Raw genomic sequence first — 25,620 nt, forward strand, 5'->3', positions numbered from 1 at the left:
TCGCCGCCGCACTACCCTGTCGCATGGACATCCGATGCTGCAAAAGCCCACCGTCATCCGCCAGCTGATCCTGCCGGCCGTGCTCTTCGTCGTCACGACGATCTATCTCGTCGCGGCGCTGGGCATCCGGCCGCAATATGACGAGGGCCTCGTCGGCCCGTCCTTCCTGCCGATCGTCATCAGCGTCGTCATGTATCTCGGCCTCGCCGCCGTCGCGCTGAACATCGTTCGCGCCGCGCCCGCCGACGACGAGGCGCCGCGCGAGCCGCTGAACCTGCGGCCGGCCATTCTGGTGGTCGCGGCGACGGCGATCTACATCGCGGTCTTCGAGCCGCTCGGCTACGCGCTGTCGACGCTGCTCTACGTCTTCGCGCTGCTCCACGTTTTCCGCATGGACGCCAACATCCTCTGGCGGCTGGTCTACGCGGCCGTCATCACCGCCGTCTTCTACCTGCTGTTCCAGGTCTTCTTCCATGTCCGGCTGCCGACCCTGACGGAGTGGCTGTAATGGAATTCGCGCTCCATATTCTCGGCGGCTTCGCCGCGCTGACCGACCCGACCGTCCTGTTCTACATGATCGTCGGCTTCCTGATCGGCACCTTCTTCGGCGCCGTCCCCGGGCTCACCGCCGTCCTGGCGATCGCCCTCCTCCTGCCGATCACCTACAGCCTCGACGTGACCGCGGCGCTGGTCATGTGCGCCAGCATCTTCATGTCCGGCATGTATGCCGGCAGCATCACTGCCACGACCATCAACATCCCCGGCGCGCCCTCCTCCATGATGACCGGCGTCGAAGGCTATCCGCTGATGCAGCAGGGGCACGGCGCCAACGCGCTCGGCCATGCCGCCCTCGGCTCGATGATCGGCGGCACCATCGGCGCGATCTTCCTGATCCTGTTCACGCCGGTCGCCGCAAGCCTCGCTCTGCTCATCCAGACGCCCGGCAAGTTCTCGCTGATCCTCTTCGCGCTGGTCGTCATCGGCATCTCCCAGCGCGGCGCCATCGCCAAGAGCGTCGTCACCACCGCCCTCGGCGTGATGATCGCCACCATCGGCATCGACGTCATGCAGCCGGTGGCACGCTTCACCTTCGGCACCTCGACGCTGGTCGAGGGCATCGGGCTGATGTCCGTCGTCATCGGCACCTTCGCCATCAGCGAGCTGCTGATCCAGGCCCGCGACGTCATGCATGCCCGCACCGTGGACAAGGACCATGTCGCCAGGCTCGCCATCAGGCGCCGCGACTTCGTGCCCTTCCTCGCCGAGATCCGCGAGATCGGCGTCTGGACCTATCTGAAGAGCGCCATCATCGGCTTCTTCATCGGCGTTCTCCCCGGGGCCGGCGGTTCGATGGCGTCCTTCGTGTCCTATGCCGACGCCATGCGCCGCTCCAAGCGGCCCGAGCTCTACGGCAAGGGCAGCCGCGAGGGCATCGCCGCGGCTGAGACCGCCAACAATTCCATGTGCGGCGGCGCCTTCGTGCCGATGCTGATGTTCGGTATTCCCGGCGACCCGACCACCGCCATCGTTCTCGGCGTCCTGATCATCAACGGGCTGCAGCCTGGGCCCCGCCTGCTCGACAACCAGATCGACATGATCGCGCCGATGTTCGCCTCGCTCCTCGTCAGCGCGCTGATCCTGATCCCGGTGACGCTCTATCTGCTCGGGCCGTATTTCGTCCGCATCGTCTCGATCCGCAAAGCGCTGCTCTATTCCTCGATCGCCGTCGTCGCGCTGGTCGGCAGCTATGTCGCCACCTTCTCCAGCTTCCAGATGCTGCTGGCGCTGGTCTTCGGCATCATTGCCTTCTTCCTGCGCACGGCGGGCTATCCGACGGTCACCCTGCTGCTCGGATTCATTCTGGGGCCGGATCTCGAGCAATATCTGCGGCGCTCGCTGCAACTGGCCAAGGGCGATCCGACGACCTTCCTCACCAGTCCGGACAGCCTGTTCTTTCTGGTGCTGACGGCGCTCTTCTTCTACTTCATGGTGATCAAGCCACCCCGAACGCCGGCAACGGCCTCCTGACTCGCCTCCCCATTTTGATCATCGCAACCACCAACGCCGCGGACCACGGGTCTGCGGCGTCGGTCGTTCGCCCCGCGGTCCGGATATCCGGCCAGACACGGTAACCCGATGCTCCTGTCGCTCGTCGACCGGCTCGCCCCGATCTTCCTTCTGATTGCCGTCGGCTACCTGCTGGTGCGCCGGGGCATCCTGACGCCGGACGGCCTCGACGGGCTGACCAAGCTCGCATTCTGGGTGCTGATCCCGGGAACGATGTTCCTGACGGTGTCCTCCATCCATGTCGGCGAGGTGCTGAACCTGGAAGTCTGGGGCGTCTATTTCGGCAGCATCGCCGTCACCGCCCTGGTCATCTACGCGGCGCTGATGCTGCGGCCCGAAACCGGGCGCGCCGAACGCATCGTCCTCGCCTTCGGGGCGGTCTATTCGAACCTGGCGATCGTCGGCATTCCGGTGATCGGCATCCTGTTCGGCGACCGCGGGCTGGTCGTCCTCACCGCCCTGATCACCATCCATGCGGCCGCCCTGATCACCCCGACGGTGATGCTGATGGAAGGCACGAAGCGCGCCGACGGGCCGCGGCGCTCGCTTCTCGGCGCCCTCGGCAACCAGCTTGCCAACCCGATCCTCCTGTCGATCGTCGTCGGTCTCGTGGTCAGCGGCACAGGCCTGCCGGTTCCCGGCTGGCTGCAGGCTTTCACGGGAATGCTCAAGGCGGCGATGCCGGCCATCGCGCTGATCATCATCGGCGCCGGTCTTCACGGCCAGGAAATCCGCGGCAATGTCGCAACGAGCGCCGTAGGGGTGGCAGGCAAGATGGTTCTCCTGCCACTGGTCGTCTTCGGCGTCGGGTCGGCCCTCGGCATGACGCGGGAGGTGCTGGCGCCGCTGGTCGTCGCAGCCGGCCTGCCGCCGGGCATCAACGCCGTGATGATGGCCGCCGCCTACCGGACGGCGATCGACCGGACCTCGACCATGATGCTGGCCTCGACCATCCTGTCGCTGGTGACGATCCCGCTGCTGGCCCTCTTCCTCACGGCGTGAGGGCCGGCAACGGGACAGGCTCAGCGCTTGGCGGGGGCGAAGGCCACCGGCGTCATCAGCTTGTTCTCCTGGCTCACCAGATATCCCGCCTCGGCGCTCTTGCCGAGATAGGCCTGCCAGTCCGGATCGGCCTGCAGCGCGGCGCGCCGGGCCTCGCGGTCGGCCGCGTCGTCATAGCACCAGATATGGGTGTAGGAATTCACCGGGCCTGTTTCGGTGACCATGTAGGCCAGCGGCTCGCCCAGATGCCGGCTCTGCGGCCCGTAGCCATGCGCCTCGTAGAGCGCCAGATGCTTCTTGATGGTGCCCGGCCGGCAGCTGTAGGTGCGAACGTCGTAGAGCATTGCGGCTCCTCCCTCTTGCTATGATCATGGACGCGGGATCCGTTCGGTTCCCGTCCCCCGCCCGGCTTCCTTCTGACCGGTTGGCAGCCCCATGCCAAGGCGTCGGCCACGCCCCGCGCCCCGCAACATCGCCTCCTTGGGTGCCCCGCCAGCATGGGAAAAGCCCCGCCGCACCGGCGACCGCCGCTTTCAGCCTTACGAAGGACGTTTTTTGGCCGAAAAGGGGCCGGATCACACTTCCCGCCGCGAGAGCTGCACTATAGGGAAGCCGATCTGCTCCGATCCGGGTCTCGCCTCTTGCGCAAGCATCTCGTTCCGGCGGCCATTCTGGTCGTCTCCTGCGCTTTCGCGCTCGCGCTTGCGGCCCTCGTCTGGCGGTCGAGCACGGAGAGTGACCGGCTGCGCTTCGAGAGCTTCGCCGACGATGCGGTCGGTCGCATCGAGAGCCGCCTCGACCTGCATGTCTCGCTCCTGGAATCTACCCGCGCCTACATGGGCGTCGCCAATGCCGGACGGGACCGCGACAGCTTCGCCGCCTTCGTTGGAGAGCTCGATCTCGATGGCCGCTACGACGGCATCCAGGGCATCGGCTTTGCCGACGCCATCGCGGTCGCCCAGACCGGCGAGACCGCCAGCACCATCGCGGCGAGCTATGGCCTCGACCGCGGTGTCTGGCCGGTGGAGACCGACCAGGCGGTCCGCACCCCGATCCTGCTGCTGGAGCCGCAGGACCGCCGCAACTTCGCGGCGATCGGCTTCGACATGTTCTCCGATGCAACGCGCCGGGACGCCATGCGCCGCGCCGCCCGCACGTCCCGGCCCTCCGCCACCGCGCCGGTGCAGCTGGTCCAGGAGATCGACGAGAACCGGCAGACGGGCTTCCTCGTCTACCTGCCGCTGCGCGAGGCTGAGGACGGCAACGACGAGGGCGACGCCATCCGCCGCACCGGCGGCTTCGTCTATGCGCCGTTCCGGGCGGGCGATCTGGTCTCGGCTGCACTTGCCGCCGGCCGCGACCTGCCGGTCCATGCCAAGGTCTACGACACCGAGGTCGCGCCGGATCGGCTGCTCGTCGCCTATGGCCAGGCGCGCAGCTCGACCCTCGCGACCGATTTCGCCACGGTCCGCGAGGTCGATTTTGCCGGCCGCCGCTGGGTCATCGAACTTGCGCCCGGCACGGCGTTTCCCCGCACCGCCTCGGACCTGCCGGCCCTGCTGCTCGCGCTTGTCGGCGTGGCACTGTCGGTGCTGATGGCGCTGCTTGTCCTGTCGCAGACGCGGCGCGCCGAAGCCGTTGCCGCCCTGGCGGATTCCAACGCGCGCAGCCTCGATCAGAAGGATCTGCTGCTGCGCGAGATGAACCATCGTATCAAGAACTCGATCACGCGGATCCTGGCGATCGCCCGCCAGACCGCGCGCTACTCGGCCGATCTCGACGCGTTCATGGCCTCGTTCAGCGCCCGGCTCGCGGCGATGACGACCTCGCAGGAACTCCTCACCGAATCCGACAGGAAGCTCGCCCGCATCGGCGATCTTCTGGCGGCCGAACTCGGCCAGGTCTTCGGCGAGGACATGCGCAACTGCACCCTTGCCGGCCCGACCATCGAGGTCGATGCGACGGCGGCCCAGTCGCTCGGCCTGACCTTCCACGAACTGGCGACCAACGCCCTCAAATACGGCTCGGTCGCCGATGGGGACGGTGCGCTGCGGGTCGAATGGTGGCGCGAGGGCGACGAGGTCGCGATTGACTGGATCGAGCAGGGCAAGAAGGATTTCACCGCCTTCGAACCGGCCCGCAAGGGCTTCGGCACCCGCCTGATCAACATGAACATCGAGCGCGAGCTCGGCGGCCGGATCGGTCGCGAATTCGGCGCACGCGGCCTCACCGTCCGGCTGCGCTTTCCGGCGATGCGGATCCACGGCTGACGCGAACCGCCGGGCCTCTCTGCCCCCTCGCCCGCCCCTGCCGCCGCGCCTGCCCCCGTCCGCCACAACATAAATCACGCCATGCGTGCACTGCCGCAAGTGCGTCGCAGCAGAAACTGCACTTCCTCTTCGGTCAGGGGAATACCACTCCTTACGAACGCAAATTCGCAACGCAGCAAGTGCGGTGCAATGCGGATTTATGACTGACGGTTACTTGACCGACCTGTGGCAAAGACGGATTGTCCGACAAACAAGACGGATGAGGAAACCGTCGCCGGGCTCAAAGGCCCACAGGGAGGAAGACTGGATTGACGACGCCCGCGTCGCATCGATCCGTCGCAGCCGGACCGTCCAGCCTGGGAGAGCCGGACGGATCGCAGCAGACGGACACCCGGTTCTCGGCCGTCGAGAGCACGCCGACCTATCGGCTGGTCTTCGAGAGCATCGAGCGGGCCATTCTGGATGGCCGTCTGCGCCTCGGCGACCGCCTGCCGACCGAGAGCGAATTGTCCGCCCAGTTCGGCGTGCATCGCTCGACCACGCGGGAAGGCCTGCGCCTTCTGGAGCAAAGCGGCCTGGCCGAGCGCGGTGACGGGCGCCGGCTCTATGCCGCCGCGCCCCGGGCCGGCGACCTGAGCACCCGAGCCAGCCGCGCGCTTCTTCTGCAGCGCGTCACATTCGACGAATTGTGGGCGCTGCTGCACGCCATCGAGCCGGCCGCCGCGGGGGAAGCGGCCCGGGCGATCGGTCCCGATCAGATCGCCGCGCTGGAAGCCAATGTGCAGGCCACCCGGGCAGCGGTCGAGGCGGGCGAGATCCTCACCGCCTGGGACATCGAGTTCCACGCGCTCGTTGCCGAGGCGACCGGCAACATCGCATGGCAGCTCGCCCGCGAGCCGGCGGCGATGCTGCTGTTCCCCGCCAATGAGCGGATGCTGCCGAAGCTGCCCGGTGCCGGTCATCGGCTGGTGACCGCCCATGCGGCGATCCTCGACGCCCTGAAGGCCGGCAGCGTCGCCGACGCCGTCCTGTGGATGCGCCGGCATATCGAGGACTTCCGCCGCGGATGGCTGGTGGCCGGGCTCGATCCCGGCGCGCCGGTCGGAGAGGAGAGCGCGGCGGACGGCACACAGGGACGATAGGCCGGACCATTGCGGCCCGGCCTTGAGCGCAAACAAGCAGCAAAGGGAGGAAAGTGTTCATGTCGAAGACCCCGAAATCCAGGACGGCCCGGCTTCTCGCCGGCGTCATGTCCGCCGCCATCGTCGTCGGATGGGCGGCCCCGTCCGCGGCGCAGGAGGAGACGTTCAAGATCGGCGTCGTGACCTTCCTGTCCGGCCAGGCTGCGCAGAGCTTCGGCGTACCCGCCTGGAACGGCGGCCAGGTGCTGATCGAGAAGCTGAATGCCGGCGAGGCCCCGGCGCCATACGCGACCAAGGGCTTCGGCGGCATGACCATCGAGGCCGTGGTGCTCGACGAGGCCGGCGGCGCCACCACCCAGGTCCAGGAGTACCGCAATCTCGTCCAGCGCGAGAAGGTCGACGCCGTGGTCGGCTATGTCGGTTCGGGCGACTGTCTCGCCGTCGCGCCGGTCGCCGACGAGCTCAAGCAGTTCACCATCCTCTACGATTGCGGCACGCCCCGCATCTTCGAGGAGAACGACTACGACTACGTCTTCCGCACCGCCGCCAACGCGACGATGGATAATGTCGGCCTCGCCCTCTACCTGAAGGCGCTCGGCGAAGAGGTCTCGACCTATTCCGGCATCAACCAGGACTATGCCTTCGGACAGGACAGCTGGGCCGACTTCAAGGCGGCGATGAGCCAGGTCTATCCGGACGCGACCGTCACCGCCGAGCTGTTCCCGGCCTTCGGCGCCGGCCAGTACGGCACCGAGATCTCGGCCCTGATGCAGAAACGCGCCGACGTGGTGCACTCCTCGCTGTGGGGCGGCGACCTCCAGGCGCTGATCCTGCAGGCGCTGCCGCGCGGCCTGTTCCAGCGCAGCCAGGCCGTGCTGTCGGCCTCAGACCACGTGCTGCCGCCGCTCGGCAACACCATGCCCGAGGGCGTCATCATCGGGGCCCGCGGCGCCTATGGCTACATGGCCCCCGAGAGCGAACTCGATACCTGGTGGAAGGACATCTACGAGACCAAATACGATGTCTTCCCGGTCCAGGCGCCCTACCGCATGGCGCAGGCGATCCTTGGCCTGAAGGCCGCCGTCGAAAAGGCGATGGCCGAGAATGGCGGCAAGAAGCCGAACAGCGACGAGCTGGCCGCCGCCATGAAGGGCCTGAGCTGGGAGAGCCCCGGCGGCCTGATCGAGATGACCAACGGCAACGGTCATCAGGCGATCCAGCAGATCGGTTTCGGCCGCACCGTCAAGAACGACGAGGGTGACATCATCCTCGGCGACGTCATCCGCTTTCCCGCCCGCTGCGTGAACGCACCGGAAGACGTCAAGGGTCTCGACTGGATCAATGGCGGCTTCGAGGGAGCCCAGTGCGACTGATCCTCGCGCCCACCATCGCCGGACCGGGGCCTCGCGCCCCGGTCCGCATACCAGCGTCGTAAAGCAGCGGGTACATCCGGATGGACATCGTCCTCACCATCATTCTCGACGGCCTGATCTACGCCTCGTGGCTGTTCATCGTCGCGCTCGGCCTGACTTTGGTCTTCGGCGTCCTGCGCATCCTGAACTTCGCCCATGGCGGGCTCTACGCGCTCGGCGCCTACAGCGCCGCCGTCGCGGTGCCCTTCTTCGCCAGCTGGGGCCTGCCGCCCGCCTTCAGCCTGATCGCCATGTTCATCGCCGCCCTGGCGGTCGCCATCGTCATCGCTCCGCTCATCGAGCGCGGCCTGCTGCGGCTGTTCTACGGCCGCGACGAAGTCCTGATCCTGCTCGTCACCTACGCCGTCTTCCTGATCCTCGAGGACGCCACCAAGATGGTCTTCGGCGTCGACCCCTATTACGTCTTCGAGCCGCGCAACCTCCTCGGCAATGTCGAGGTCGGCAGCCTCTTCTATGTCGGCTACGACCTCGCACTGATCGGCCTGGCCATCGTCTGCGGCCTCGGCGTCTGGCTCGGCCTGCACCGCACCCGCATCGGCAAGGTCACCGTCGCGGTGATCAACGAGCCCGAGGTCAGCGCCGCGATGGGCGTGAACATCGCCCGCATCTACCTCCTGGCCTTCGGCCTCGGCGTGTTCCTGGCGGCCCTCGGCGGCGCCTTCACCAGCCCGCTCATCTCGGTGCAGCCGGGCATCAGCGTCAGCGTCATCGTCGTCAGCTTCGCCGTCGTCATCATCGGCGGTCTCGGCTCCATTCCCGGCGCGGCGATCGGCGCCCTCATCGTCGGGCTGGCCCGATCCTTCGCCGTCTACGAGGCGCCGGAAGCGGAGATCTTCATCATCTATCTGGTGATGGTCATCGTGCTGATCTTCCGGCCCGAGGGCCTCTTCACTCCGGTTCAGGCACGCAAGATATGACCACCACGACCCGTATCCTGGCCGTCGCGTTCGTGGCCGCAATCGCCCTGATCGCACTGGGCGCCGTCCTGCCGCTCTGGCTCCTCTTCACCCTGACCAAGGTCGCCGCCTTCGGGCTGGTGGCGCTGGGCATCGTCACGCTCATGCGCGGCGGGCTCGTCTCCTTCGGCCAGGGCATGTTCTACTGCGTCGGCGCCTATGTCGCCGGCCTCGTCGCCCTGCATGTCGGCATCGAGGACGTCTTCGTGCTTCTCGCCGTCGGCGGGCTGGCCGGCGGCCTCGTCGCGGCGATCATCTCGCCGCTCGTGGCACGCTATCGCGGCATCTTCTTCGCCATGCTGACCATGGCCCTGTCGATGGTGCTCTACGGCGTCCTCGCCAAGTCCACTGCCATCGGCGGCTCCGACGGCTTCAACGTGCCCGAGCCGACCTTCCTCGGCTTCGCCCCGGCGCAGGCGGCATCCGACTTCGCCCTCTACGGCGTGGCCGTCGGCGTGGCGGCGCTGGCCGCCGCTCTCTGCCGGATGTATTTCGACAGCGGTCCCGGCCTCGTCGCGCTGGCCGCCCGCGAGAACGAATTGCGGGTCGAATATCTCGGCGCCTCGGTGTTCTCGGTCACCCAGCGCAACTTCATCATCGCCGGTACGCTGGCCGGCCTCGGCGGCACGCTGAACGGCTTGGCGCTCGGCCATATCGACCCGTTCTTCAGCTACTGGACCACCTCCGGCGAGGTCGTCTTCATCGCCATTCTCGGCGGCTACATGAGCGTCATCGCCGTCTTCGGGGCCGCGCTCCTGACCGAACTCGTGCGCTCCTTCGCCAACCAGTATTTCCCCGACAGCTGGCAGATGGCCCTCGGCATCTTCCTGCTGCTGGTGATCCTGTTCCTGCCGAAGGGTTTCGGCTCGCTCTGGGCCCGCCCGGTCAAGCGCGCCGAGACGCAGCGCCCCGGCAACGCAAAGCCCGTATCGTCCCTCGAAGGCGAGGCAGCCCGATGAGCGAAGAGATCGTCCTCCACGTGAAGGGGCTGAAAAAGGCCTTCGGCGCCGTCATCGCCGCCGACGACCTCGACGTGCAGGTTCCGGCCGCCGCCCGCCTGTCGCTGATCGGCTCCAACGGTGCCGGCAAGACCACCTTCGTCAACATGGTCACCGGCTACATGAAGCCGGATTCCGGCGAGATCCTGCTTTACGGCGACAATGTCGTCGGCTTCTCGCCGCGGCGCATCAGCCGGATGGGCGTCTGCCGCTCCTTCCAGATCCCGCAATTGTGCGAATCCATGACCGCGGTCGACAATCTGATCGTCGCCGGCACCATCGCGTCGAAACAGAAGGCGTCCTTCTTCCGCCCGGTCCACGACCGGCAGAACGTCGATCGCGCCCTGGAGATGCTCGCCCGCTTCGGCCTCACCGACTATGCCGACCAGCCGGTCGAGCAACTGCCCGGCGGCGTGCGCAAGCTGATCGACATCGCCATGGCGCTGGTCAGCCAGCCGCGGGTGCTGCTTCTCGACGAGCCGACCTCGGGCGTCTCCTCGGAGGAGAAGTTCCCGCTGATGGACCGCGTGATGGCGGCGCTCGCCGGCGAAAAGGCGGCGGTGATCTTCGTCGAACACGACATGGAGGTGGTCACCCGCTACGCCGACCGGGTGCTCGCCTTCTATTCCGGCGACATCATAGCCGACGACACGCCCGAACGCGTTCTTGCCGACCCGAAGGTCCAGGAATTCGTCACCGGAACGGCGAGGTAGACCATGCTGACCTTAGAAAACATCCAGGTGAAGATCGGCCCCGTCGAGGCCGTGCGCGGCTTTTCGATGAGTGTCGAGCCCGGCGCCATGGTCGGGCTGGCCGGCCGCAACGGCGCCGGCAAGACCACCGTCATGCGCGCCATCATGGGCATCGCCGCCGTCTCCAGGGGCCGCATCCGCTTCAACGGGCAGGACATGGCCAAGCAGCCGGTCCACGCGCGCGCCGCCGAGGGCATCGGCTACATGCCGGAGACCCGCGGCCTGATCCCCGAACTGTCGGTGGAAGAGAACATGCTGTTGCCGAGCTGGGTCATTTCCGGCCTCGACGGCAAGGCGCGGCTCGACTTCGTCTACGAGGTGATGCCCGAACTGAAGGACATGGCCAAGCGCAAGGCGCTGCAGCTTTCAGGTGGCCAGCAGAAGATGGTGGCGCTCGGCCGGGCATTGACCGCCGGGCACCGGCTGCTGCTGCTCGACGAGCCCTTCGAGGGTGTCGCGCCGGCACTGGCACAGCGCCTGTCCGACGTCATCTCGGCGCTGAAGAGCGAGAAGCTCTCCATCGTCATGAGCATGTCGGAGATGACCCATTCGCACACTGTCCTCGACCATGTCTTCGGGATCGAGCGGGGTGCCAACGCCATGGACGCGGCCGCGTGAGCCGGGACGATTTCTTCTGGCCCGACGCCCCGGCCCTGCGGCAGGAGCCGCATTTCGGCGATCGCACCCTGAGTGCCTTTGCCGACCGTCCCGGCGACCTCGATGCCATGCTGGCGGCAGCCGCCGCCGCCAATCCGCACGGCGACGCCGTCATCTGCGGCAGCGTCCGCATCTCCCACGCGCGCCTGCGCACCATGGCGGATCAGGTCGCATCGCTCCTGGCGGCCAAGGGCATGTCGCGTGGCGATCGGGTCGGCCTTCTCGTCGGCAATCGCTGGGAATTCGTCGCCGCGCTCGTCGGCGCGGTGCGGGCCGGGATCGTCATCGTGCCTCTCAGCACAAGGGCAAGCGCGCCGGAGCTCGCCTACATCCTCACCGATTGCGGCGCAGCGCTGACCATCTGCGAGGCCGAGCTCGCCGACCGCCTGCCGGAGGGCGCGCGCCGGCTGGCCATCGGCGCCGAACCGAATGCCACCGGCGACGCCCGCGACTCCTTCGCCGAGATCCTCGCCACGGCCCCGCAGGCGCCCGCGACAGCTGCGCCGTCGGTGCCGCTTGCCGAGGAGGATCTTGCAGTCATCCTCTACACGTCCGGCACCACCGGAAACCCCAAGGGGGCGATGCTCACGCATCTGAACATCGTTCATTCCTGCCTGGTCTATCGCCACTGCATGCGACTGACCGCGGCCGACCGCACCATCGTCGCCGTGCCGGCCAGTCACGTCACCGGGCTGATCGCCAATGTCTTCGCCCTGCTCGGCGTCGGCGGGGCCGTGGTCATGATGCCCCGGTTCGAGGCCGATGCCTTTCTCGCATTGGCGACGGCCGAGCGCATGACCTTCACCATGATGGTGCCGGCCATGTACAATCTCTGCCTGCTGCGCGCCGATTTCACCCGCCACGACCTCAGCCACTGGCGGGTCGGCTCCTTCGGCGGCGCGCCGATGCCGGTCGCGACCATCGAGCGGGTGGCGCAGCTTCTGCCCAATCTCGATCTCGTCCAGGCCTATGGCGCCACCGAGACCACCTCGCCCGCAACGATCATGCCGGCCGGCGGCCAGATCGCCCGCCCGGCCGGCGTCGGCGCCCCCGTGCCGGGCGCCGACATCCGCATTATGGACAGCGAGGGACACGAGGTCCTGCGCGGTCAGTCCGGCGAGATCTGGATCGGCGGGCCGATGGTCGTGCCGGGCTACTGGAACCTGCCGGAGAAGACAGCCGAATCCTTTATCGACGGCGCTTGGCGGTCCGGCGATGTCGGCCGGCTCGACGATGCCGGCTATCTGTTCATCCACGACCGCCTGAAGGACATGATCAACCGCGGCGGCTACAAGGTGTTCAGCGCCGAGGTCGAGAACGTCCTCGCCTTCCACCCCGGGGTCGCCGAAGTCGCCGTCGTGCCCTACCCCGACCCCGTCCTCGGCGAGAAGGTCCAGGCTTTCGTCCACCGCCGCGACGCCGACATCGACGAAACCATTCTAGCAGCCTTCTGCCGCGAGCGCCTCGCCGACTACAAGATCCCCGACCGCTTCGTCTTCACCACAGATCCCCTGCCCCGCAACGCCAATGGCAAGCTGATGAAGGCCCCCTTGCGCGAACAGGCCAGAACCGACGCCGCCCGGGACATCTGAGGCGAGTTCGAGGCTTTCCACGTGGTGCAAAAGCTCGCCCCAACAGGCAACGGGGCATCCGCGATCACTCGCAGGCGCCCGTTCGGACTCTCAGGCCAGTGGACCGACAAGGAGGGCCCGAGCGGCCCTCCCGTGCGGCGTTACTTCTGGATGCAGGTGTCGACAGTGTCCTTGGTGCATTCGTCGAGGCCGGTGAAGACCGGGTCATCGACATCCTTGCCCTCGATCAGGTCGATCATCACCGAGGGCGCGAGATAGCCCATCTCGAAGGGCCGTTGGCCGACGAGCGCGGTCACGAGGCCTTCGCCGGCGATCGCCACCTCTTCGCCGATCGTGTCGGCGGCGCCGACGACGAAGTCGTTGCTGGCGATCCGCTCGGCATAGGGGCCGATGAGATCGCGATAGGGCTGCGGGGCGCCGAAGAGCGGCCAGCCTCCCATGATGCCGAAGGCATCGAGGTCGGGATTGGCGGCGAGGATGTCGGTCATCGCCTGGACACCCTTGGCGCCGTCGTCATTGGTGAAGACGGGACAGCCGGCCACCTCGGTCCAGCCGCCCTCGCCGGCCAGTGCCGGAAGACCTTCCTCGCCCGACAGCGCGTCGCGCATGCCCTGGGCGCGGCGCAGGATGTTGTCGGCGCCCGGATTGCCCTGGATGGAGCAGATCGTGCCACCATCCGGCTTCGCCTCGGCGATGTATTCGCCGATCCGCTTGCCCATCAGGTAATTGTCCGTGCCCAGATAGGTCATGCGCAGGCCGGCATCCTCCTCGGCCAGATCCGCGTCGATGGTCATGATCGGCACGGTCGGGTTGGAGATCTTGATGGTCTGGGCGATCAGCTTGGCGTTGGACGGCGAGATCGCCATGGCGGCCGTGTCGGCCTTGCCCAGCATGTCCTGCACGATCTGCGCCTCGCCGGCCTCGTCCGACGTCGAGGCGGGACCGGTGTAGAAGCACTCATATTCGGAATCGGGGTTCTCGCCGTTCCACTTCTGACAGCCCTGGTTGATCGCCTCGAAGAACGGATTGTCGAGACCCTTCACCACGATGACCAGCTGCTTCTTGGCCAGCGCCGGTGCCGCCCCGACGGCCAGCGCCGTCACCGCTGCCGCGGCCAGTAACGTCAGTTTCCTCATGTCGTCCTCCCCAGTGATGGACCGCGCCTCTCGCAAGAAGGACAACGGCTCCCTTTCGGCTGCGGCGCTGCGTCCGCAATCCGGTACCTGCTGCGTGATGAAAGCCCCGGGACGAAGGCGGACCGAACGGATGGCCCCTGCAGTCGGCCCGTGGCCGCCGATCCGGGGCGCGCCTCCCGCGTGCGCCCTTGAAGATGTCCGCGCCGCCCGTCCGGCCAGCGAAGGTCACGTCGCAAACGAATTCGCCCCGGCCTGCACCGCGCCGAAGCAAGCCTGCCTGTTCACGAGACCAGGCTCCCATCCCGACACACGGACCATGGCAGATCGCGTCGCGCCGACCCGACGACAACCGTCGGGCGGCAGCAAAACAAACAACTGCACCGCACCATGAAAGTTATTGCGCCGCACTTGCTCGCGGCGAATTAACGTCATCTAAGCGCGCGGCGCAAAACCGGTCAACCGCATTTTTCCTGACGAAGTAAAAACTGGGATTCCGCCCAAAATTGCTACGGCGCGTCGTTGACGGAGACGCCCCGAGCGTGCCTTATCGCCCTCGAAACGCGGCACAGATGCGCCGTATGCGCCCATATTCCCTAGCGGAATATCGATGTCGCAACAGGTGCATCGCCGTGTTGGCGGGCGGCAGGCGGACGGAGACGGCGGCCGGGAAACGGGGGGAATGGTCTGACGTGTCGGTTCTCGAACTCAGCAACATATCGAAGCATTTCGGCGCCATTCACGCCGTCAACGACGTGTCCTTTTCCCTGATGCCGGGCGAGGTCGTCGGGTTGATGGGCGACAACGGCGCCGGCAAGTCGACGCTGGTCAAGATGATCGCCGGCAATTTCCGTCCCACCCACGGCACCCTGCGCATGAACGACAAGCCGCTGGTCATGCACCGGCCGGTCGAGGCCCGCGAACACGGCATCGAGATCGTCCATCAGGATCTCGCCCTCTGCGACAATCTCACCGCCGCCGCCAATGTCTATCTCGGCCGGGAATTGCGGCGCGGCGTGTGGCCGTTCACCATTCTCGACTATGCCGGCATGTACCGGCGCGCCGCCGAGATCTTCGCCGAGCTGAAATCGGAAACCCGGCCGCGCGACCTGGTGCGGAAGATGTCCGGCGGCCAGCGCCAGGCCGTCGCGATCGCCCGCACGCGGCTGTCCGATGCCAAGATCGTCCTGATGGACGAGCCCACCGCCGCGATCTCCGTGCGCCAGGTTGCCGAGGTGCTCAGCCTCATCCGCCGGCTGCGCGACCAGGGCATCACCGTCGTCCTGATCAGCCACCGCATGCCGGACGTCTTCACCGTCGCCGACCGGGTCATCGTCATGCGCCGTGGTCGCAAGGTCGCCGACAAGCCCGTCGCCGACAGCTCCCCTGAGGAAGTGACCGGGCTCATCACCGGCGCCATCGAACATGCCTGAGGCGGGCTGACACACCCCACCGACCGCCGCTCGCCCCACCCATCGCCGACCTGCAGGACACCGCCCATGGCTTTCACGCTGGAACAGCCCGTCGAACACAAGCAGCCGAGCTGGCTGAGTTCGATGGTTGCGAGCCAGACCTTCTGGGTCGTCGTCGCGCTCCTGGCCGCCTGCCTCTATCTGTCCCTCGCGACGGATTCCTTCGCCACCAGCAGGAACCTCTACAATATCAGCCGGAACGTCACCTTCACCGCGATCATCGCGCTGGGCATGACGCTGGTCATCATCAGCGGCGGCATCGACCTGTCGGTGGGCTCGGTCCTCTGCCTGTGTTCGATGGTCCTCGCCGTGGTCATGCATGCGGGCTATTCCATCGAGATCGGCATCGCCGCGGCCATCGGCACGGCGCTTCTCGTCGGCGCCTTCAACGGCGTCCTAATCGCCTATCTCGATTTTCCACCCTTCGTAGTCACGCTCGGCATGCTGTCGCTGGCCCGCAGCCTCGCCATGGTCGTGTCGAACAACACCGTGGTCTTCGAGTTCGGCCCGGACCACGACCAGCTTCTGGCGCTGGGCGGCGGGGCGTTCTTCTTCGGCATTGCCAACCCGGTCATCTACATGGTCGTGCTGGCGCTGATCACCGGCTTCGTCCTGCGCTGGACGCGGTTCGGCCGGCATGTCTTCGCGATCGGCGGCAACGAGCATGCCGCCACCCTCACCGGCGTCCCGGTGCGCCCGATCAAGGTCGCGGTCTACATGATCTCGGCGCTGACCGCGGGCATCGCCGGCATCATCCAGACCGGCTGGCTCGGGGCCGTGACGACCAATATCGGCGCCGGCATGGAACTGCAGGTCATCGCCGCGGCGGTGATCGGCGGCGCCAACCTTGCCGGCGGCGTCGGCACCGCCTTCGGCGCCCTGGTCGGCGCGGCGCTGATCGAGGTGATCCGCAACAGTCTCGGCCTCCTCGGCATCAACGCCTTCTGGCAGGGCGCCTTCATCGGCGGGGCGATCATCCTGGCGGTGCTGTTCGACCGCATCCGCAATCTCAGACTGCGGGAATAGCCGGCCGGAACGGGACTGCGCACTGGCCGCGGGACCGATCCGCCCCAACTCGGCGGAAGGCGCGCCGGCGGCCTTGCGGGTGCCATGGCCGCGGAGGCGGCCCTCCGTCCGGCGCCAAGAGATTTCGACAGGGAGTTCCAGAAATGAGCAAGCGCATCGTCTTCACCGGCGGCACCGGCAAGGCCGGCCGCCACGTCGTCCCCTATCTCGTCGACAAGGGCCACAAGGTGCTGAATGTCGATCTCGTGCCCTTCGAGCATGAGGGCGTCGAGAACCTGAATGCCGACATCACCGACAGCGGGCAGATGTACAACGCCCTCTCCAGCCATTTCGGGCTCGACGAATTCGCCACCGGCACCGGGCCCGCGCCGATCGACGCCGTGGTGCATTTCGCGGCAATCCCGCGCGTGCTGATCCGGCCGGACAACGAGACCTTCCGCGTCAACACGATGGGCACCTACAATGTCATCGAGGCGGCGGTGAAGCTCGGCATCCGCAAGATCGTCATCGCCTCCAGCGAGACGACCTACGGCGTCTGCTTCGCCGAGGGCGACAAGGATTTCCACCACTTCCCGCTGGAAGAGGATTACGACATCGACCCGATGGACAGCTATGGCCTGTCCAAGGTCCTGAACGAGAAGACGGCCCGCGCCTTCGCCATGCGCTCGGGCGCCGACATCTATGCCCTGCGCATCGGCAACGTCATCGAGCCCCACGAATACGACATGTTCCCCGCCTTCCTCGCCGACCCGATGTCGCGCAAGCGCAATGCCTGGAGCTATATCGACGCCCGCGATCTCGGCCAGATGGTGGATCTGGCGATCGCCAGGGACGGGCTGGGCTTCCAGGCGTTCAACGCCACCAACGACACCATCACCGCCACCATGCCGACGGCCGAATTCCTGAAGACCTATTGCCCGCAGATCCCGATCACCCGGGAGCTCGGCGAATACGAGGCGCCGCTGTCGAACCGCAAGATCCGCGAGGTCCTCGGCTTCAAGGAGGAGCACGACTGGCGCAAATACGTCTCGGTCTGATCGCCGGCCTCGACGGGACCCTGGCCCCCATCCGGCAACGAAAAGGGGCGGCCCGCCGGGCCGCCCCTTTTCCATATCGTGCTGCGTTTGCCGGAGTTCTCAGAACCGGTAGCGCACGCTACCGATGACCTGGCGCTCCTGCTCGGCATAGCAGAAGCCCTCGGTGCACAGCGCCGCATCCTCGTCGAAGATGTTGGTGGCGTTCACCTGCACGCGCAGCCCCTCGACCGCCTGCGCGTCGTAATGCAGCGCCGCGTCGACATAGGCCCGGGCATCGTTCTTGAAGCTGTTGCGGTCGTTGCCGAAGCTCTCGCCGACGAAGCGCACGCCGCCGCCGATGCCGAAGCCCTTCGCGAAGCCGTTCTGCACCGTGTAGTCGAGCCAGGCCGCGGCGGTGTGCTGCGGGCGCGAGGACAGCGTGTTGCCCTCGGTGCCGGGCACGCCCTCGATGATCTCCATGTCGAGATAGGCATAGGACAGGGTCAGGTTCAGCCCGTCGGCGAGGCCCGCCGCTGCTTCGATTTCGAAGCCGCGGCTGCGCAGCTTGTCGAGCTGCACCTGCACGCTGGTCGAGAAATCGGCGCTCGGCTGCAGGAAGACGCCCTTCTCCTGCTCGATCTGGTAGATCGCGGCCGACACCAGCAGATTGACGTCCGGCACCTGATACTTGACGCCCAGCTCGTACTGCTCGGCCGTCGTCGGCACGAAGGCCGATCCGTCCGGGTTCAGGCCGATATTGGGCGAGAAGGACGTCGAGTAGCTGGCATAGGGCGCAATGCCGTTGTCGAAGAGGTAGCTGACGCCGACGCGGCCCGTGAAGGCATCGTCGCTCTGGTCTTCCGCATCGCCGAGATTGCCGGGGGCGCCGGTCGCCGTCTCGGTCTTCACCCAGTCGTGGCGCGCGCCCAGCGCGACGGTCAGGCGGTCGATCTCGATGATGTCCTGCAGATACAGGCCGAGCTGGCGCTGGGTCTGCTCCTCGGCGACCGTATAGTCAGGGCGGTCGATGCCGCGGCTGTAGTCGAGGCTGGCAAGGTTCAGGGACGGCGCGGTGCCGTAGCCTTCCTTGTTGGTGAACTCGGTGTAGTAGCCGTCGATGCCGCCGGTCATGGTGTGCCGCAGGATGCCGGTGTCGAACTTGGCCTCGAGCTGGGTGTCGGCGACGCCGCCGTGCAACGTCTGCGCCACGACGCCCGAGCCGCGGGCAAGCACCCCGTTCACCGCCGCCCCATACGGGTAGAGATACTCGCCGTAGATATCCATGCCCTGGTAGCGGGCCTTCTGGCGGAAGGTGAAGACGTCGGACAGGCGCTGCTCGAACTCGTAGCCGATGCGGCCCTGGGTCTGGTCGAGATCGTTGAAGTTCGGATCGGCATAGGGCACGTCGGTCACGTCCCGGTTGCCCTGGACATAGGCGGCGGTGCCGCCGGTGTGGACCCGCTGCAACTCGCTGAGAACCGTGAGGCTGGTGTCGGCATCCGGCGCATAGGTGATCGCCGGTGCTATCAGCAGCTCGTCGTCCGACACGAACGGGTTGTCGGTGTCCGAATCGCGCGCGACACCGGTCATCCGGTAGAAGGTCGAGCCGGACCCGCCGAGCGGCCCCGAGGCGTCGAAGGTCGCCTGGTAGCGGTTGTTGGTGCCGTATTCGGCGCCGATCTCGCGGAAGCTCTCCGTGGTCGGCCGCTTCGACGTCAAGTCGATGATGCCGCCGGCATTGGCCGAGCCGTAGAGGCCCGAGGAGGGACCCTTGAGAACCGACAGCGACTGCAGGCCGTAAGGCTCGACCTGGCTCAGGAGGAAGCTGTTGGAGAAGTCCCGCAGCCCGTCGCGGAAGACGCCCGTATAGGTCGCGTCGAAGCCGCGGATGTAGAAGGAATCGAAGCGGGGATCGAGGCCGAAGGCGCCCGCCCGCGCCGACGCCGAATAGGTCAGCGCCTCGGTCAGCGACTGGACGTTGCGATCGTCGAGCTGCTCTTCGGTGATCACCGCGACCATCTGCGGCACTTTGACGATCGGCAGGTCGGTCTTGGTGGCCGATGCGGTGGTGTCGGCGACGTAGCCGTCCACGGCGTAGTCGGCCCCTGCCGCCCCGGCAATCGCGCCGCCCAACATGCCGTCCGCCTCGCCGCCCGCCGCCTCGATCGTCACCGTGTCCAGCACCACCGGCGCGTCCTGCGCCTGCGCCAGCCCCGGAGCGAGGGCGAGACCCGCGGCCGACAGGGACAGGAACCGCGCCAGCCGGCGGGTCGCGTTCGATGAAAAGCCTCGGTCGGCCGGTGAGTTACGCATGTCGCACATCCATTCTGTCGAGGACCCCTTGCCCTCGGAACGGACCGAGCGATAGATAAACATGAATTGCAGAGTCAACATTAAGCGAATGAGGCTCGAACGGGCCGAAACCGCCGTCGCAGGCACGAATGGACTGCGCATCAGGCGGTTGAACGGGTGCCGGAACAGACATGCCGAAGGGCCGGGCCGGCGAACTGTGTCGCGGCTGTGTCGAAAAAGACACTGAATTTGGAATGATTAAAATCTCTGAGGCCAATCAATACGATACACCGAAGGCCGCGGCCCGATGGTGATCGACAGACGTGCGCTTCTGGGGGGAATCGCCGCAACGGCCGCCACCATTCGCACCGCCCGGGCGACGATGCTGCCGGCTGCCGGTCCCCGTATCGCCTCCCTCGATTACGCGCTGACGGAGACCCTGCTGGCGCTCGGCCACCCGCCGATCGCCCAGACCGCCGCAAGCGACTGGGACGAGTGGGTCGTCGAACCGGCGCTGCCGGCGGGGGTCGCCGATCTCGGCTCCAGCCTGCAGGTGAATTTCGAGCGCCTCGCGCTGCTCGAGCCGGACCTGATCCTCACCACCGACTATGTCGCGCGCCAGGAGACGGCGCTTTCCCGCATCGCGCCGGTCGAGCGCCTGACCATCTATCAGGAGGGCACCGATCCCCTGCAGCGCGCCCGCGACGTGACGCGCACCCTGGCCGAACGCACCGGACGTCAGGACGCGGCCGACGCCTTCCTGGAGGAGATCGACGCGACCTTCGCGGCCTGCGCGGACCGGCTGGCCGCGCTGTCCCTGCCGCCGGTCTATCTCGTCGCCTTCATGGACACGCGCCATGCGCGGATCTTCGGCCGGCATGGCCTCTACCAGTCCGTCCTCGACCGCCTCGGCGTGACCAACGCCTATGAAGGCGAGACCAATTACTGGGGGTTTGCAACAGTCGGTGTCGAGACGCTGGCCACCGCCCGCGACGTGCGGCTCTTCGCCTTCGAGCCGCTGCCGCCGACCTTGATGCAGACGCTCGGCGCCAGCCCGCTCTGGCGGCAGCTTCCTTTCGTAAAGGCCGGGCAGGTCACCGTGCTGCCGCCCACGCTGATGTTCGGCGCACTGCCCTCGGCGCTGCGCTTTGCCGAGCTTCTTACCGAGGCGCTCGCCGGTCCGGCGGGCCAGGCCGGGGACGGCGCCCCCGCATGATCCTGTCGCAGAGCCTGACCGGCCCGGCCCGCTTCAGCGCGGCGCTGGCCCTCGTTGCCGCCGTGCTGACGGTCGCTGTAGTCGCCGGCCCGATCGCGCAATTATGGGCGGGCGCGCCGACCGGCGGCTACGATCCCGCCCGCATCCTGTTCCTTCATGCCGAACTGCCACGGCTTGCGATGGCGGTGCTGTGCGGCGGCGCCCTGTCGGCATCCGGCGCGATCCTGCAGCAGGTGCTGCGCAATCCCCTCGCCGCCCCGACGACGCTTGGCATCGATGCCGGTGCCCGACTGGCGCTGGCCCTGGCGACCTTGTTCGCGCCGGCCCTCTTCGGCTTCGGACGCGACCTGGTGGCGATCGCTGGCAGTGCCGCCTCGACGCTGATCGTCTTCATGTTGGTGCGGCGCAATTTTTCCGCGGTCTCGCTGATTCTCGCCGGCCTGGTCGTCAGCCTGTACTGCGGCGCGCTGTCGGCGATCCTGATCATGATCAAGGACCGCTATCTGGTCAGCCTGTTCATCTGGGGCGCCGGCTCGCTGGCGCAGCAGAGCTGGCAGCCGACCATCGACCTGGCGATGCGGCTCGCCGTTCTCGTCGTCCCGGCGTGGCTGCTGGTGCGGCCACTGTCGCTTCTGGAACTCGGCGATGCCAGCGTCGCCTCGCTCGGCCTGAACGTCACCCGGATCAGGATCGGCGCGATCGGCCTTGCCGTACTCCTCGCCGGCTTCGTGACCAGCGCCGTCGGCGTCATCGGCTTCATCGGCCTTGTTGCCCCGATCCTGGCGCGGCTGGCCGGCGCCCGGCAGTTCGGCGAGCGACTCGTCTGGTCGAGCATCATCGGCGCCCTCCTCTTGCTGGCGACCGATTGCGCGGTCACGCTGCTGTCGGGGGTCTCGGCGGAATTCCTGCCGACCGGCGCGGTGACCGCGATCTTCGGCTCGCCGCTGCTGCTCTTTCTGCTGCCGCGCCTGCGCGCCAGCGTCCGCCCTCCCTTCGAAGCCTCCGTCCCGCAGGCGGCCGCCCGCTTCTCTCCTGCCCTCAGGCTCGCCCTCTGCGTGACCCTCGCGCTTTCTCTCGTCGCAGTCCTCTTTCTCGGACGCGATGCGACCGGTGCCTGGCAGATCCTGCCTCCGGACGCCTGGGCGGAGATCCTGCCTTGGCGCGCGCCGCGCCTCATCGCGGCGGCCGCCGCCGGTGCCATGGTCGCGGTGGCGGGCTTCATCCTGCAGCGCCTCACCGGCAACGAGATGGCGAGCCCGGAGGTTCTGGGCGTCAGCGCCGGCGCCGCCTTCGCCTTCGCCCTGTCGCTGTTCATCTTCGATGATCTCGGCCTTCTCGGCGAAAGCCTGGTGACCAGCCTCGGCGGGCTCGCCGTCCTCGTGGCGATCATCTTCTATGCCCGGCGCACCGGCTTTTCCCCGGAGACGATCCTTCTCGCCGGCATCGCGCTCAATGCCCTTCTCGACGCCTTTGTCGGGGTGCTGGCGGCCGGCGGCGACCCGCGCGCCTTCATCCTGGTGGACTGGATGGGCGGCTCGACGCAGGGCCTGACCATGACCGACGCGATCCCGGTCGCCATCGCCACCCTCGTTCTCGTCGCAGCAAGCCTGCCGGTGTTGCGCTGGCTGGCGATCCTGCCGCTCGGCGACCGGCAGGCGGCCGCGCTCGGCGTGCCGCTGGCCTATGCGCGGCCCTGCCTTCTGGTGCTGGCCGCGCTGCTGACCGCCGCCGCCACGCCGATCATCGGACCGCTGACCTTCGTCGGCCTGATGGCGCCGCATGTCGTCCGCATGCTGGGGATTCGCCGTCCCCTGCCGACGCTGCTCGTCGCGGCGCTGGCTGGCGCCGCGATCATGGCGGTCGCCGATTTCCTCGCCCGCACCATCGCCTTTCCCTACCAATTGCCGACCGGGCTGGTCGCCGCCCTCGTCGGCGCCCCCGTCTTGCTGATCCTTCTCGGCCGAAGAGGTTCGACATCATGACCGCCGCCTTCACCCTGGACGCTGCCAGCCTCAGCGTGCCAGCGCGCACGCTGCTGGCGCCGCTGTCCCTCGAACTCGGCCAGGGCACCGTGACCGGGCTCGTCGGTCACAACGGCTCCGGCAAGTCGACGCTCCTGAAACTTCTTGCCCGCCAGCTTCGGCCCACTACCGGCGGCATCGGCTTCGACGGTCGCCCGCTCGACGCATGGGGTGACCGGGAACTTGCCCGCCGGATCGCCTATCTGCCCCAGCACACGCCGCTCGCGCCGGGCATGCTGGCGCGCGAACTCGTCGCGCTCGGCCGTTACCCCTGGCACGGCGCCCTCGGCCGATTCGGCCCCGCCGACCGGGACAAGGTCGAAGAGGCGATGGCGCTGACCGACACCGCGGCCTTCGCCGACCGCTTCGTGGAAAGCCTGTCGGGCGGCGAACGCCAGCGCGTCTGGCTGGCAATGCTGGTCGCCCAGGATGCAGGCTATCTGCTGCTCGACGAGCCGATCTCGGCCCTCGACGTCGCCCATCAGATCGAGGTCCTGTCGCTGGTGCGCGACCTCTGCGATCGTCGCGGCGTCGGCGTCATCGTCGTCCTGCACGAGATCAACATGGCGGCGCGCTTCTGCGACGAGATCATCGCGCTGAAACAGGGACATCTCGTCGCCCGCGGCGCCCCGGCCCAGATCATGACGCCGGCCTGCCTCGAGGCGATCTACGGCATTCCGATGGACGTCCTGCCGGAGCCTTCCGGCACCCGCAAACTGGCCTTCGCACGGTGAGTGGGAGACCCGTGGACAACCACCGGGCGCAAAGTTGACTATTACTATCAGATTATATTAAGCGCTGCGCAACGCGCCCATTTCCGTGCCCGGCAGCCGACCGCGTCCGGCCGGTCCTGGCGGGACAGTGACCGGGCAATGCCCGAAAGACGAACGGCCGATCATGACCCATCTTTCTGCCCGCAGGTCTGCCCTGCCCCGGCTTTCCATCGCAATCGCTCTGGCCCTCGCCGTCGTGGCGACGCCGCAAGTGGCGGATCGGGCCATGGCGCAGGACGCCCTCGACAAGTCGCCCGCGGCGGCCGAGCCGACCCAGCCGGCGCCGACCGCAACGCCTGAAGCAGCACCCGGGGCCGCGTCCGAAGCCCCGACCGGGGCCCCCGCTGCAGAGACCGAGGCAACCCAAACCGCACCGGCAGCACCGGCGATACCAGCGACGCCGGCAGCCCCTGCCGAAGCGCAGCCGGCCGCTCCCGCCGCGGCCGATCCGGACAACGCTATGACGGATGAGGCCACGGCGCCCGCTCCGTCCACAGCCGCGCCGTCAGTCCCGGCCGCCGGCACAGCGCCGGTCGAGCCCGCCGAAGCAGCCGCAGACGCCCCGTCGGCTGAGCCGGCCCTCGCACCCGCTTCGCCGATCGCTCCCGGCGAACGCAACGCGGCGCTGCCCCACGATCTTTCGCCCATGGGCATGTTCATGGCCGCCGACTGGGTGGTGAAGGCCGTGATGATCGGCCTCGCCTTCGCCTCGCTGGTCACCTGGACCATCGGCCTGTCCAAGGCGATGGAACTGGCGCTGGCCAAGCGCCGCGCACGGGTCGGCGTGCGCCGTCTCGCCCGCGCCGAGACGCTGAAGGAGGCCCTGACCGCGAACCGCCGCCGCTGGCGCGGCCCCGTGGCAGCCCTCGCCCAGAGCGCGGAGGCCGAGCTAGCACGGTCCGCTGACCTCTCCGATGAGGGCATCAAGGAGCGCGTCTCGGTCGCGCTGTCGCGCATCGAGGCCGGCGCCGGCCGCTCGATCTCCCGCGGCACCGGCATTCTCGCGACGATCGGCTCGACCGCCCCCTTCGTCGGCCTGTTCGGCACCGTCTGGGGCATCATGAATTCCTTCATCGGCATCAGTCAGGCCAACACCACAAATCTCGCCGTCGTCGCGCCGGGCATCGCCGAGGCCCTCCTGGCCACCGCCATCGGCCTCGTCGCCGCCATTCCTGCGGTCATCGTCTACAACGTCTTCGCCCGCTCCATCGCCGGCTATCGCGCCGTCCTGTCCGACGGCTCGGCGCTGGTCCTGCAGCACCTGTCGCGCGACCTCGACCGTCGTCACACGACCCGGGAGGCGGCGCCGTTGATGGCCGCCGCGGAGTAGGCCGATGGGGATCAACCTCAACCAGGGTGGCGGCGACGATCTGGGCGGCGCCGGCGAAGTCTCCGAGATCAACGTCACACCCTTCATCGACGTCGTGCTGGTGCTGCTGATCATCTTCATGGTCGCCGCGCCGCTCTCCACGGTCGATGCGCCGGTCGACCTGCCGCTGTCCAACGCCGAGCCGCAGGACCGGCCCGACGAGCCGATCTATCTGACGGTCCAGGCCGACAATACGCTGCTGATCGGCGACGACGAGGTCGATCCCGCGGCACTGGCCCAAGGGCTGGACGCCGCCACCGGCGGCAATCGCGACGAGCGCATTCTCCTGCGCGCCGACGGCGCCATTGCCTATGGCGACCTGATGGAGGTGATGAACCAGCTGCGGACCGCCGGCTATCTGAAGATCGGTCTCGTCGGCCTCGAGGATGCAGGCGCCGGCGCCGCCGGGGCGGCAGCCGCGGGACGGACCTGA

The 25,620-nt window shown here is 67.7% G+C and carries 22 protein-coding genes; 19 read left to right on the forward strand and 3 right to left on the reverse strand.

Translation table 11 applies throughout. The features are described 5' to 3' along the window. The first annotated feature begins 34 nt into the window (after nt 1–34). From H536_RS0103450 to H536_RS0103460, 3 genes are all read left to right on the forward strand, one after another. On the forward strand, nt 35–508 hold the full coding sequence (locus H536_RS0103450; RefSeq protein WP_024349135.1) for a tripartite tricarboxylate transporter TctB family protein: 474 nt from the start codon (nt 35–37) through the stop codon (nt 506–508). Beyond that, nucleotides 508–2,028, forward strand: coding sequence for a tripartite tricarboxylate transporter permease (locus H536_RS0103455; protein ID WP_024349136.1), 1,521 nt, complete (start codon nt 508–510; stop codon nt 2,026–2,028). The genes H536_RS0103450 and H536_RS0103455 overlap by 1 nt, the downstream gene beginning before the upstream one ends. Before the next feature lie 108 nt (nt 2,029–2,136). Further along, the gene (locus tag H536_RS0103460) at nt 2,137–3,069 is read left to right on the forward strand and encodes an AEC family transporter (protein ID WP_024349137.1); all 933 of its coding nucleotides are present in this window, start codon (nt 2,137–2,139) and stop codon (nt 3,067–3,069) included. A 20-nt stretch (nt 3,070–3,089) separates the two neighbouring features. Here the strand turns inward: H536_RS0103460 and H536_RS0103465 are convergent, their stop codons facing one another. Next, complete coding sequence (locus H536_RS0103465) at nt 3,090–3,413, reverse strand: NIPSNAP family protein (RefSeq protein ID WP_024349138.1); 324 nt, start codon at nt 3,411–3,413, stop codon at nt 3,090–3,092. A 297-nt stretch (nt 3,414–3,710) separates the two neighbouring features. On the opposite strand from H536_RS0103465, the gene H536_RS0103470 reads away from it, so the two are divergent. The 8 genes from H536_RS0103470 to H536_RS0103505 all read left to right on the forward strand — a co-directional run bounded on the left by H536_RS0103470 (nt 3,711) and on the right by H536_RS0103505 (nt 12,869). Then, the gene (locus tag H536_RS0103470) at nt 3,711–5,339 is read left to right on the forward strand and encodes a CHASE domain-containing protein (RefSeq protein ID WP_024349139.1); all 1,629 of its coding nucleotides are present in this window, start codon (nt 3,711–3,713) and stop codon (nt 5,337–5,339) included. 308 nt (nt 5,340–5,647) lie between these two features. Next, nucleotides 5,648–6,481 carry a FadR/GntR family transcriptional regulator gene (locus H536_RS0103475; RefSeq protein WP_024349140.1) on the forward strand — a complete coding sequence of 278 codons (834 nt, stop codon included), beginning with the start codon at nt 5,648–5,650 and terminating at the stop codon, nt 6,479–6,481. Nucleotides 6,482–6,540: 59 nt separating this feature from the next. Next, nucleotides 6,541–7,854 carry an ABC transporter substrate-binding protein gene (locus H536_RS0103480; RefSeq protein WP_024349141.1) on the forward strand — a complete coding sequence of 438 codons (1,314 nt, stop codon included), beginning with the start codon at nt 6,541–6,543 and terminating at the stop codon, nt 7,852–7,854. A gap of 80 nt (nt 7,855–7,934) precedes the next feature. Next, nucleotides 7,935–8,831, forward strand: coding sequence for a branched-chain amino acid ABC transporter permease (locus tag H536_RS0103485; RefSeq protein ID WP_009208447.1), 897 nt, complete (start codon nt 7,935–7,937; stop codon nt 8,829–8,831). Then, nucleotides 8,828–9,829: a branched-chain amino acid ABC transporter permease gene (locus tag H536_RS0103490; protein ID WP_024349142.1), complete on the forward strand. Its 1,002-nt coding sequence runs from the start codon at nt 8,828–8,830 to the stop codon at nt 9,827–9,829. The genes H536_RS0103485 and H536_RS0103490 overlap by 4 nt, the downstream gene beginning before the upstream one ends. Continuing rightward, entirely contained in the window at nt 9,826–10,581 is a 756-nt protein-coding gene (locus H536_RS0103495; protein WP_024349143.1) for an ABC transporter ATP-binding protein, read from the forward strand. The genes H536_RS0103490 and H536_RS0103495 overlap by 4 nt, the downstream gene beginning before the upstream one ends. A gap of 3 nt (nt 10,582–10,584) precedes the next feature. Then, the gene (locus H536_RS0103500; protein ID WP_024349144.1) at nt 10,585–11,238 is read left to right on the forward strand and encodes an ABC transporter ATP-binding protein; all 654 of its coding nucleotides are present in this window, start codon (nt 10,585–10,587) and stop codon (nt 11,236–11,238) included. Next, nucleotides 11,235–12,869 (forward strand): class I adenylate-forming enzyme family protein, encoded by a 1,635-nt coding sequence (locus tag H536_RS0103505; protein ID WP_024349145.1) that lies wholly within the window; start codon nt 11,235–11,237, stop codon nt 12,867–12,869. Before H536_RS0103500 ends, H536_RS0103505 begins: the two co-directional genes overlap by 4 nt. A gap of 140 nt (nt 12,870–13,009) precedes the next feature. Here the strand turns inward: H536_RS0103505 and H536_RS0103510 are convergent, their stop codons facing one another. Next, on the reverse strand, nt 13,010–14,005 hold the full coding sequence (locus tag H536_RS0103510) for a substrate-binding domain-containing protein (protein ID WP_024349146.1): 996 nt from the start codon (nt 14,003–14,005) through the stop codon (nt 13,010–13,012). A gap of 689 nt (nt 14,006–14,694) precedes the next feature. On the opposite strand from H536_RS0103510, the gene H536_RS0103515 reads away from it, so the two are divergent. The 3 genes from H536_RS0103515 to H536_RS0103525 all read left to right on the forward strand — a co-directional run bounded on the left by H536_RS0103515 (nt 14,695) and on the right by H536_RS0103525 (nt 17,537). Beyond that, the gene (locus H536_RS0103515; RefSeq protein ID WP_024349147.1) at nt 14,695–15,435 is read left to right on the forward strand and encodes an ATP-binding cassette domain-containing protein; all 741 of its coding nucleotides are present in this window, start codon (nt 14,695–14,697) and stop codon (nt 15,433–15,435) included. 66 nt (nt 15,436–15,501) lie between these two features. Next, nucleotides 15,502–16,500: an ABC transporter permease gene (locus H536_RS0103520; protein ID WP_024349148.1), complete on the forward strand. Its 999-nt coding sequence runs from the start codon at nt 15,502–15,504 to the stop codon at nt 16,498–16,500. Between the two features lie 143 nt (nt 16,501–16,643). Continuing rightward, a complete protein-coding gene (locus tag H536_RS0103525) occupies nt 16,644–17,537 on the forward strand; it encodes an NAD-dependent epimerase/dehydratase family protein (protein ID WP_024349149.1) in 894 nt (297 codons plus the stop codon). Nucleotides 17,538–17,636: 99 nt separating this feature from the next. Here the strand turns inward: H536_RS0103525 and H536_RS0103530 are convergent, their stop codons facing one another. Next, nucleotides 17,637–19,829: a TonB-dependent siderophore receptor gene (locus tag H536_RS0103530; RefSeq protein WP_029702664.1), complete on the reverse strand. Its 2,193-nt coding sequence runs from the start codon at nt 19,827–19,829 to the stop codon at nt 17,637–17,639. Between the two features lie 286 nt (nt 19,830–20,115). Between H536_RS0103530 and H536_RS0103535 the strand changes: the two genes are divergently transcribed. The 5 genes from H536_RS0103535 (at nt 20,116) to exbD (ending at nt 25,620) form a co-directional block, all read left to right on the forward strand. Further along, nucleotides 20,116–21,024 carry an ABC transporter substrate-binding protein gene (locus H536_RS0103535; RefSeq protein WP_024349151.1) on the forward strand — a complete coding sequence of 303 codons (909 nt, stop codon included), beginning with the start codon at nt 20,116–20,118 and terminating at the stop codon, nt 21,022–21,024. After that, nucleotides 21,021–23,006, forward strand: coding sequence for a Fe(3+)-hydroxamate ABC transporter permease FhuB (fhuB, locus tag H536_RS0103540; RefSeq protein WP_024349152.1), 1,986 nt, complete (start codon nt 21,021–21,023; stop codon nt 23,004–23,006). The genes H536_RS0103535 and fhuB overlap by 4 nt, the downstream gene beginning before the upstream one ends. Further along, nucleotides 23,003–23,779 carry an ATP-binding cassette domain-containing protein gene (locus tag H536_RS0103545; RefSeq protein WP_024349153.1) on the forward strand — a complete coding sequence of 259 codons (777 nt, stop codon included), beginning with the start codon at nt 23,003–23,005 and terminating at the stop codon, nt 23,777–23,779. The genes fhuB and H536_RS0103545 overlap by 4 nt, the downstream gene beginning before the upstream one ends. 163 nt (nt 23,780–23,942) lie before the next feature. Beyond that, nucleotides 23,943–25,148 carry a tonB-system energizer ExbB gene (exbB, locus tag H536_RS0103550; protein WP_029702666.1) on the forward strand — a complete coding sequence of 402 codons (1,206 nt, stop codon included), beginning with the start codon at nt 23,943–23,945 and terminating at the stop codon, nt 25,146–25,148. Nucleotides 25,149–25,152: 4 nt separating this feature from the next. After that, the gene (gene exbD / locus H536_RS0103555; RefSeq protein ID WP_024349155.1) at nt 25,153–25,620 is read left to right on the forward strand and encodes a TonB system transport protein ExbD; all 468 of its coding nucleotides are present in this window, start codon (nt 25,153–25,155) and stop codon (nt 25,618–25,620) included.

The organism is Aurantimonas coralicida DSM 14790, assembly GCF_000421645.1.
Lineage (GTDB): Bacteria > Pseudomonadota > Alphaproteobacteria > Rhizobiales > Rhizobiaceae > Aurantimonas > Aurantimonas coralicida.